The organism is Bacillus swezeyi (assembly GCF_001969815.1).
GTDB lineage: Bacteria > Bacillota > Bacilli > Bacillales > Bacillaceae > Bacillus > Bacillus swezeyi.
This window is the reverse complement of the sequence record NZ_MRBK01000064.1, coordinates 1-9,176: the sequence shown is the minus strand read 5'-3', so window position 1 is coordinate 9,176 and position 9,176 is coordinate 1. Positions and strand designations below refer to the sequence as shown.

At 44.6% G+C, this 9,176-nt stretch carries 12 protein-coding genes; 10 read left to right on the top strand and 2 right to left on the bottom strand.

What is annotated here, in order from left to right; all coding sequences use genetic code 11:
- The 7 genes from acnA to BTA30_RS21890 form a co-directional block, all read left to right on the top strand.
- Nucleotides 1-2,492: aconitate hydratase AcnA (gene acnA, locus BTA30_RS21920; protein ID WP_076764133.1), on the top strand; the 2,492-nt coding region annotated here is incomplete at its 5' end.
- 76 nt (nt 2,493-2,568) lie between these two features.
- Nucleotides 2,569-3,075 (top strand): redoxin domain-containing protein, encoded by a 507-nt coding sequence (locus BTA30_RS21915; RefSeq protein WP_076764131.1) that lies wholly within the window; start codon nt 2,569-2,571, stop codon nt 3,073-3,075.
- A 70-nt stretch (nt 3,076-3,145) separates the two neighbouring features.
- Entirely contained in the window at nt 3,146-3,271 is a 126-nt protein-coding gene (locus BTA30_RS21910) for an FbpB family small basic protein (RefSeq protein ID WP_076764129.1), read from the top strand.
- A 69-nt stretch (nt 3,272-3,340) separates the two neighbouring features.
- Nucleotides 3,341-3,484, top strand: a complete 144-nt coding sequence (locus tag BTA30_RS21905; protein ID WP_006637039.1) for an acid-soluble spore protein N — start codon at nt 3,341-3,343, stop codon at nt 3,482-3,484.
- A 24-nt stretch (nt 3,485-3,508) separates the two neighbouring features.
- Nucleotides 3,509-3,748, top strand: coding sequence for a small acid-soluble spore protein Tlp (tlp, locus tag BTA30_RS21900; protein WP_076764127.1), 240 nt, complete (start codon nt 3,509-3,511; stop codon nt 3,746-3,748).
- 116 nt (nt 3,749-3,864) lie between these two features.
- Entirely contained in the window at nt 3,865-4,281 is a 417-nt protein-coding gene (locus tag BTA30_RS21895) for a YbgC/FadM family acyl-CoA thioesterase (protein ID WP_076764125.1), read from the top strand.
- Nucleotides 4,282-4,590 (top strand): hypothetical protein, encoded by a 309-nt coding sequence (locus BTA30_RS21890; RefSeq protein WP_076764123.1) that lies wholly within the window; start codon nt 4,282-4,284, stop codon nt 4,588-4,590.
- A gap of 53 nt (nt 4,591-4,643) precedes the next feature.
- Here BTA30_RS21890 and BTA30_RS21885 read toward each other — a convergent pair whose 3' ends face one another.
- Nucleotides 4,644-4,931, bottom strand: coding sequence for a HesB/YadR/YfhF family protein (locus BTA30_RS21885; RefSeq protein ID WP_076764121.1), 288 nt, complete (start codon nt 4,929-4,931; stop codon nt 4,644-4,646).
- A 120-nt stretch (nt 4,932-5,051) separates the two neighbouring features.
- On the bottom strand, nt 5,052-5,645 hold the full coding sequence (plsY, locus tag BTA30_RS21880; protein WP_076764118.1) for a glycerol-3-phosphate 1-O-acyltransferase PlsY: 594 nt from the start codon (nt 5,643-5,645) through the stop codon (nt 5,052-5,054).
- A 178-nt stretch (nt 5,646-5,823) separates the two neighbouring features.
- Here plsY and BTA30_RS21875 point away from each other — a divergent pair, with 178 nt between their 5' ends.
- From BTA30_RS21875 to BTA30_RS21865, 3 genes are all read left to right on the top strand, one after another.
- A complete protein-coding gene (locus BTA30_RS21875; protein ID WP_076764116.1) occupies nt 5,824-6,237 on the top strand; it encodes a CoA-binding protein in 414 nt (137 codons plus the stop codon).
- A gap of 321 nt (nt 6,238-6,558) precedes the next feature.
- Entirely contained in the window at nt 6,559-8,526 is a 1,968-nt protein-coding gene (parE, locus tag BTA30_RS21870; RefSeq protein WP_076764113.1) for a DNA topoisomerase IV subunit B, read from the top strand.
- 4 nt (nt 8,527-8,530) lie between these two features.
- Nucleotides 8,531-9,176: DNA gyrase subunit A (locus tag BTA30_RS21865; RefSeq protein ID WP_275667435.1), on the top strand; the 646-nt coding region annotated here is incomplete at its 3' end.

Genomic DNA, 9,176 nt, shown 5'->3' with positions numbered 1-9,176 from the left:
CTGAATTAGAAGACCTTGATGTTCCTTTTAAACCTTCCCGAGTTATTTTGCAGGATTTCACCGGTGTTCCTGCCGTTGTAGATCTTGCTTCGTTAAGAAAAGCGATGGATTCAGTCGGCGGAGATCCTGATAAAATTAATCCTGAAATTCCGGTTGACCTTGTCATCGACCACTCTGTACAGGTTGATAAAGCCGGAACTGAAGATGCATTGACCATTAATATGGATCTTGAATTTGAAAGAAACGCAGAGCGTTATAAATTTTTAAGCTGGGCAAAGAAAGCGTTTAATAACTACCAGGCTGTTCCTCCTGCTACGGGAATTGTTCACCAGGTTAACCTTGAGTATTTGGCAAATGTCGTTCATGCTGTCGAAGATGACGGCGAAATCGTCACATATCCGGATACACTCGTCGGAACAGATTCTCATACAACGATGATCAACGGCATCGGTGTTCTCGGATGGGGTGTCGGAGGAATTGAAGCTGAAGCAGGAATGCTTGGACAGCCTTCTTATTTCCCTGTACCTGAAGTCATCGGCGCTAAGCTCGTCGGAAAGCTGCCAAACGGAACAACAGCGACAGACCTTGCGCTGAAAGTGACGCAGGTGCTTCGTGAAAAAGGCGTTGTCGGCAAATTTGTTGAATTCTTTGGACCGGGTGTAGCCGAGCTTCCGCTTGCCGACAGGGCGACAATTGCCAACATGGCTCCGGAGTACGGCGCGACTTGCGGATTCTTCCCGGTAGATGGAGAAGCATTGGAATACATGCGCCTAACAGGCCGTGATGAAGAGCAAATCGCAGTTGTGGAAGAATATTGCCGCCAAAACGGATTGTTCTACACACCTGATCAGCAAGACCCTGTGTTTACCGACGTCGTTGAAATTGACTTGTCGGCAGTCGAAGCGAATCTTTCAGGTCCGAAGCGTCCTCAGGATTTAATTCCGCTGACTGATATGAAAGAAACGTTCCACAAGCATTTGGCCAGCCCTGCCGGAAACCAGGGATTTGGCGCGGATGCGGCTGAAGCCGACAAAGAAATCAAGTTTACACTTGAAAACGGTGAAGAAGCCGTCATGAAAACGGGTGCGATTGCCATTGCGGCGATTACAAGCTGTACGAATACGTCAAATCCGTATGTACTGATCGGAGCCGGCCTTGTCGCCAAAAAAGCAGTGGAATTAGGCTTAAAAGTGCCAAATTACGTGAAAACATCCCTTGCACCGGGTTCTAAAGTCGTAACGGGCTACTTGGTCAATTCAGGTCTGCTTCCATACATGCGCGATCTTGGATTTAATATCGTTGGATACGGCTGTACAACTTGTATCGGAAACTCCGGCCCGCTCGCTCCGGAAATCGAAAACGCGGTCGCGGAAAACGATCTGCTGATTACGTCTGTTCTTTCCGGAAACCGCAACTTTGAAGGTCGGATTCATCCGCTTGTCAAAGGAAATTACTTGGCGTCTCCGCCACTTGTCGTCGCATATGCATTGGCAGGTACGGTTGACATTGATTTGAAAAATGAACCGATCGGCGTCGATAAAGACGGACAAAACGTTTACTTCAACGATATTTGGCCGACGATGGACGAAATCAACTCTGTCGTGAAGCAAACTGTAACACCTGAGCTGTTCAGAAAAGAATATGAGCGCGTATTTGATGACAATGAACGCTGGAATGCGATTGAAACAACAGATGAAGCCCTTTATAAATGGGATGAAGAGTCTACTTACATCCAAAACCCGCCATTCTTTGAGAACTTGTCAGTTGAGCCTGGTACGGTTGAACCGTTGAAAGGCTTGCGCGTTGTCGGCAAATTCGGAGATTCTGTCACAACAGACCATATTTCTCCGGCGGGAGCGATCGGCAAAGATACACCGGCCGGAAAATATCTGCAGGAAAAAGGCGTTTCACCTAGAGACTTCAACTCATATGGTTCAAGACGCGGAAACCATGAAGTCATGATGAGAGGAACCTTCGCCAATATCAGAATCAAAAACCAGATCGCGCCTGGTACAGAAGGCGGATATACTACTTACTGGCCGACCGGAGAGGTCATGTCCATTTATGATGCCTGCATGAAGTACAAGGAAGAAGGCACAGGTCTGATCGTCGTTGCAGGAAAAGATTACGGAATGGGATCTTCACGCGACTGGGCGGCCAAAGGAACAAACCTGCTCGGCATTAAAACAGTCATCGCCGAAAGCTTTGAAAGAATCCACAGAAGCAACCTTGTCTTAATGGGCGTTCTTCCGCTGCAATTTAAAGAAGGAGAAAACGCTGAAACGCTCGGATTGACTGGAAAAGAAACGATTGAAGTGGACGTTAATGAAACGGTTCGCCCTCGCGATCTTGTTCAAGTAAGAGCGATTGCTGAAGACGGTACGGTGAAATCATTTGAAGCTGTTGTCCGGTTTGACAGTGAAGTGGAAATTGATTATTACCGCCACGGCGGAATCCTGCAAATGGTGCTCCGCAATAAAATGAAACAGTAGCCGGATGAGGAAGAGAGAGCAGCTTAGAGCTTTCTCTTCTTTTTGTCAGCATAATTCCTGAATGTGGAGGATGTCGATGATGAAAAAAATGCTGGCTGCAACCTTCCTGCTTTTCCTGGTCGGTGTTGCGGTCTGGAATTTTGCAGTGCAAAAGGAAGCTGAAATCGGTATTGAAAAAGGGGACAAAGCGCCGGATTTTACGCTTTCATCACTAAAAAGCGGAAAAGACGTCTCATTGTCCGACTTTAAAGGCAGGAAAGTGCTGCTGAATTTTTGGGCGACATGGTGCAAACCTTGCCAAATCGAAATGCCTGCGATGGAAGAACTTCAAAACGAACATCAAGATATCACCGTTTTAGCCGTTAATTTCACCTCATCTGAGAAAAATCAGCAGGCGGTGGAAACATTCGCCGAAAGGCATGGCCTAACTTTTCCAATCGTTCTCGATCAAGAAGGCATTAATGCAAAGTACGAAATTTTTTCTTATCCGACGACATATGTAATTGATGAAAACGGCATCATTGAAGACATCGTTTTAGGAACCATGACCAAAAAAGATATGGAAGAAAAGCTGGGATTGTAAAAAATCCCGGCTTTTTGCTTATATTGTCCAAAAAATGGCGAAAATGAAAACAAGCTGGAGGTGATTCGAAATGAAAAAAGCAAAACGGCGTACATTTGAAGAACTGGTCTCAGAAAATAAGAAAGAACTTTTGACCAATCAGGAGTTCCTTGATCAGCTTGAGGATAAGCTTGAAGAGAAATTTAAACTGAAGTGACTTTTGAAAAAATCGATTCATGTTTACGCCTCTTTTTGAGAATCCTAATTCTTAAAAGGAGGGATGGACATGCCGAGAGAGCATGACAAACAAGCGAAATTTGCCCCGAGCCATCTGGGGACTAAGCCGGTTGAATATAAGCGGAACAAAGGCAAAAAAATGCATGATAAATCAGGAGAAACACCGATTATTATGCAGACAAAAGGCGAATAATGTTTGAAAAGGAGGCAGATTCAGTTGACAGAAAAGCAGCAGCATCATCCGGATGACAGGTCTGACAACGTTGAAAAGCTTCAGGATATGGTTCAGAATACGATCGAAAACATTGAGGAATCTGAAGAACAGCTGTCATTTGCAAGCGATGCAGAACAGCAGCAAATCCGGGAAAAAAATGAACATCGGAATGAAAGCATTGAAGCAATGCGCAGTGAAATTCATGACGAAGCAGAAGCAAGAAAAAGAGGATATGATCAATAAACCAGGGCAACCTGGTTTTTTTGCATCGTCTTTCCTCCTGAAGCTCCCTGCCGTGTTTTTGCCTAGGGCTTGTGCTAAAATGGAATATACATTTTGTAAAAGGGAGTAGAGGGAATTTGTACGTTTCAAAAAAAGAAATAGAAGTTCGCTATGCTGAAACAGATCAAATGGGTGTTGTCTATCATGCAAATTACCTGATTTGGATGGAGGTAGGCCGAACGGCTTTAATTAAAGAGCTCGGTTTTTCCTACGCTGAAATGGAAAAAGACGGTGTGCTTTCGCCTGTCGTAGATGTCAATGTCCGCTACGTCAAACCGCTGCGCTATGGAGAAACAGCGATGGTACATACATGGATCGAAGATTACAATGGATTTAAAACAGTCTACGGTTATGAAATCTTAAATTCCGCCGGAGAAACGGCTGTAAAAGGTACAACCTCCCATATTTGCGTTGACCAGGACAGTTTTAAACCGCTTCAATTCCGGAAGCTTTATCCAAAGTGGCATCAGGCGTATGAAGAGGCCAAAAAGTAAATGGCCTTTGGAATTAACAGGAAAGAGCTGGAGGAATGGAAACAGGCCGTTTTAAACGGTGACATTGCATTTCTCACGCACTATTGGATCGATGACAGGTTTCCGGATGCCCGAACCGTGACAAAAGCAGGCTGTCAAAACATTGAAAAGCTTGCAGCTTGGGGAAAAAAGCATGGTTTAAAAGAAGAATGGATTCATAAAAGAAGCAAGTTTCCCCATTTTGATTTAATGGGAAAAAAGCAAGTCGAGATTTTAAAAGAAGAAAAGGTCTTTAGTCATATCAAACGGTTTCGGCTTGAACAGAAATAAAGACATGAAAACAGGCAAAAAAAAGAACGCTTTAGCCGCGTTCTTTTTTTATTTTACTGATATTCAAAAGCCGGTTCTTCAGATGATTCATTATAGGTGACACGCAAATCATGGCCGTCAAAATACCAAATATCGCTTTCTTCGACAAAAAATGTGATGCCGTCTGCTTCTGCACTCGCCCCGATTTGCTGAGGCTCATCTTTTGAAACGCCAAGGGAGAAGCCTTTTTGAACATTGCTGCATCCGCCATAACGGACAAAGAAGCGAACCTGATCTCCTTTTTTCAAATCAAGCTCATCTTTGTACCAATTAAGCGCCTCTTCATTAATTTTCAAATTCACGAGCAAGCACTCTCCTTTATCATTCATTTCACATATGCTGCTTTCTATCATAGTATATAATGATTTGGGTGATTCATGAAAATATAATGTTCCGGGTTCAGGACATCTTCGTGGGAGTTTTTAGTTTTTGCCTGACATCCATTTTATTTTAGGTTCGGTTTTATTGATAATGCGCTTAATGTTCGTTCTGTGTCTGTATACGACAAACGCCGTCAGAACGACAACGACTGCCACCAAAAAGATGTCTTTTGTGAACAGGCTGTAAATCGTTGTATACAGGCCGGTTAAAATGGAAGAAAGCGATACATACTTTGTGATATACAGAAACAGAAAAAACACTGCAATCATCGTGACAAACAATAGAGGCTGATAGCACAATAATATGCCTCCAGAGGTAGCGACAGCTTTTCCGCCTTTAAATTTTGCAAAAACAGGGAACATGTGCCCGACGACTGCGGCTACACCGGCCAATAGCGGGTGAACGCCGATGTGCAGAATAATGGGCAGAAAGGCGGCAAGCGTCCCTTTTAAAATATCGGCAGCAATGACGATTGAGCCCGCCTTTACGCCAAGTATCCGGAATGCGTTGGTGGCACCCAGATTGCCGCTGCCGTGTTCTCTGATATCGATTCCTTTGGCTGCCTTTCCGACAATTAAGCCAGACGGAATGCTGCCGAGTAGATAGGCTAAAATAAATAATAAAGCAATTAACATTTCATTTCTCCTTTTTGAATGATCCCTTCTCTTTATTTTAACATGAGAGGAACTTTTCATGAGGGCTTTTGTTTTTATGTACCGTATATATCATACAAGATAATGCGCTGCAATCATATTAAAATTTTGATTCTCACGTCTGTTTTCATGTAAACTGAACATAAAAGGAGTGAGCGGCATGGAAAATCCATCTAAACAGGAAATCAAAAACATACTTGAGAACAGCAAACGAATAGCGGTGGTCGGCCTTTCCGACAATCCTGAGAGAACGTCTTATATGGTATCAAAGGCGATGCAGGAGGCAGGATATGAAATCATCCCGGTCAATCCGACGATCGATGAAGTGCTCGGAGTAAAGGCTGTAGCTTCATTAAAGGATATTGAGGGGCATGTCGATATTGTCAATGTGTTTAGAAGATCTGAGCATCTTTTGGATGTGGCAAAGGAATTTTTAGATATAGACGCTGACGTATTTTGGGCGCAGCAGGGGCTCGTCAATGAGGATGCTTATCAGCTTCTGCATGAAAAAGGCTTTACAGTGGTGATGGATTTGTGCATAAAAGTGGCCCATGCATTAACCAAATCGGCATAAAAAAGACAAAAATCCTTGAAAAAACAAGGGTTTTTGTCTTTTTTATGCGAGAATATGTTTGCGATTTATTGTGAAACAGATACAATAAGTCATGGACAGTTTTTTTTAAGAATGATTTTCCAAATACATTTAGACAATCTTGTGTTGTATCGATTCATTCGTGTAAAATAACGTCTGTGCTTAAATCGGTACGGATTTTACTATTTTCTGACAATGTTTGATGAGATCTAAAGAAAAGAAGCGGATACACTTTGATTTACATGTCAGAGTGTGTATTATTCTTTATAAGCAATGTTTGATTTTTGAAAGGGGTTTATGCATTTGGTTAAAAAACAGCAGGTTGACTATAATGATGATTCCATACAGGTGCTCGAAGGCCTTGAAGCGGTCAGAAAACGCCCTGGCATGTACATCGGCTCAACAGACAGCCGCGGCTTGCACCATCTCGTTTATGAAATCGTCGATAATTCCGTCGATGAAGTCCTGGCGGGCCATGGAGATCACATTATAGTAAAAATACATAAAGATAACAGCATATCGGTGCAAGACAGAGGCCGGGGAATGCCTACAGGAATGCATAAGCTCGGCAAACCGACTCCTGAAATTATTTTGACTGTCCTCCACGCGGGAGGTAAGTTCGGCCAAGGCGGCTATAAAACGAGCGGAGGCCTTCATGGAGTCGGAGCATCCGTTGTCAACGCCTTGTCTGAATGGCTGACGGTCACGATCGAACGGGATGGCAATGTCTACAAGCAGCGTTTTGAAAACGGCGGTAAACCGGTGACATCCCTTGATAAAATCGGAACGACAAAAAAAACCGGCACCCTGATTCATTTCAAGCCGGATCGAAAGATGTTCAGCGCGACGACCTATAACTTTGAAACGCTTTCAGAACGACTGAGAGAATCAGCCTTTTTATTAAAAGGATTAAAAATTGAATTGATTGACGAACGCCATCAAACGAAAGAAACGTTTTACTATGAAAATGGGATCGAAGCTTTCGTCGCTTATTTGAATGAAGAAAAAGACGCCTTTTGTGAAGTGGTTTCATTTGAAGGCGAACACAACGGAATCGAAGTTGACTTCGCGTTTCAATTTAATGACGGCTACTCTGAAAACATTCTGTCCTTCGTCAACAATGTCAGAACGAAAGACGGGGGGACTCATGAGTCCGGCGCCAAAACGGCGATGACGAGAGCATTCAATGAGTATGCGAGAAAGGTTGCCCTTTTAAAAGAAAAGGACAAAAACTTAGAGGGCACTGATATCAGGGAAGGGCTGTCAGCGATTGTATCTGTGCGCATCCCGGAAGAGCTTCTGCAGTTTGAAGGACAGACAAAAGGCAAGCTCGGAACAAGCGAAGCTAGATCAGCAGTTGACGCCATCGTCTCTGAGAAGCTCGCTTATTTCCTTGAAGAAAACAGGGAAACCGCGACACTGCTCGTTAAAAAGGCAATCAAAGCTTCACAGGCAAGGGAAGCCGCCCGAAAAGCGAGAGAAGAAGCGAGAAGCGGAAAAAAGAGAAAGAAATCGGAAGCGACTCTAAGCGGCAAACTGACGCCGGCACAGTCGAGAAACCCGGCCAAAAACGAATTGTACTTAGTTGAGGGGGATTCTGCCGGCGGTTCGGCGAAACAGGGAAGGGACCGGAAATTCCAGGCCGTCCTGCCGCTCCGCGGAAAGGTCATCAATACAGAAAAAGCGAAACTTGCCGACATCTTCAAAAATGAAGAAATCAACACGATCATTCATGCGATCGGCGGAGGGGTCGGCGTTGATTTTGACATCGAAGACATCAACTATGACAAAGTGATCATCATGACGGATGCCGATACAGACGGCGCCCATATCCAAGTGCTTCTGCTGACCTTTTTCTACCGCTATATGAAGCCGTTGATCGAGCACGGAAAAGTGTTTATCGCACTTCCGCCGCTTTATAAAGTGAGCAAAGGATCGGGCAAAAAAGAAATCATCGAATATGCATGGTCTGATGAAGAAATGGACGATGTTTTGAAAAAAGTCGGAAAAGGATATACGATACAGCGCTATAAAGGTCTCGGAGAAATGAACGCGGATCAGCTTTGGGAAACGACAATGAATCCAGAATCAAGAACGCTCGTCAGGGTTAAAATTGATGATGCGGCCCGCGTCGAACGGCGTGTCACGACATTAATGGGAGACAAAGTTGAACCGCGAAGAAAATGGATTGAGAAAAATGTCGCTTTCGGGCTTGATGAAGAAAGCAACATTTTAGAAAACGAGAACCTATCGGTCGCTGAGGAGGTTTAAATAAATGGCACAGCCAGAGATTTATCATGATTTACCATTGGAAGACGTGATCGGCGACCGTTTCGGCCGATACAGCAAATACATCATTCAGGAACGGGCGCTTCCCGATGCACGGGACGGGCTGAAGCCGGTGCAGAGGCGGATTTTATACGCGATGCATGCGGAAGGAAACACACATGATAAAAACTTCCGCAAAGCCGCAAAAACGGTCGGTAATGTGATCGGGAACTATCACCCGCACGGGGACAGTTCGGTCTACGAGGCGATGGTGAGGATGAGCCAAGACTGGAAGGTCCGCAACGTCTTGATCGAAATGCACGGAAACAACGGCAGCATTGACGGCGATCCGCCGGCTGCAATGCGTTATACGGAAGCGAGACTCGCACCGATCGCTTCAGAGCTTTTGCGCGATATCGATAAAGAGACGGTTGAGTTTGTTCCGAACTTTGATGATACAAGCAAGGAACCGGTCGTCCTACCAGCGATGTTTCCGAATCTGCTTGTAAACGGATCGACGGGGATATCTGCCGGATATGCGACAGATATCCCGCCGCACCATCTAGGAGAAGTCATCGACGCCGTCATCAAGCGGATCGATTCGCCGAACTGCAGTGTTGATGATCTCATGGAGCTGATGAAAGGCCCCGATT

Coding starts and splice junctions, on each gene's coding strand:
- BTA30_RS21910 (WP_076764129.1), top strand. CDS start 3,146: ATGAAAAAAGCAAAACGGCGTACATTTGAAGAACTGGTCTCAGAAAAT.
- BTA30_RS21915 (WP_076764131.1), top strand. CDS start 2,569: ATGATGAAAAAAATGCTGGCTGCAACCTTCCTGCTTTTCCTGGTCGGT.
- BTA30_RS21905 (WP_006637039.1), top strand. CDS start 3,341: ATGCCGAGAGAGCATGACAAACAAGCGAAATTTGCCCCGAGCCATCTG.
- BTA30_RS21875 (WP_076764116.1), top strand. CDS start 5,824: ATGGAAAATCCATCTAAACAGGAAATCAAAAACATACTTGAGAACAGC.
- plsY (WP_076764118.1), bottom strand. CDS start 5,645: ATGTTAATTGCTTTATTATTTATTTTAGCCTATCTACTCGGCAGCATT.
- BTA30_RS21890 (WP_076764123.1), top strand. CDS start 4,282: ATGGCCTTTGGAATTAACAGGAAAGAGCTGGAGGAATGGAAACAGGCC.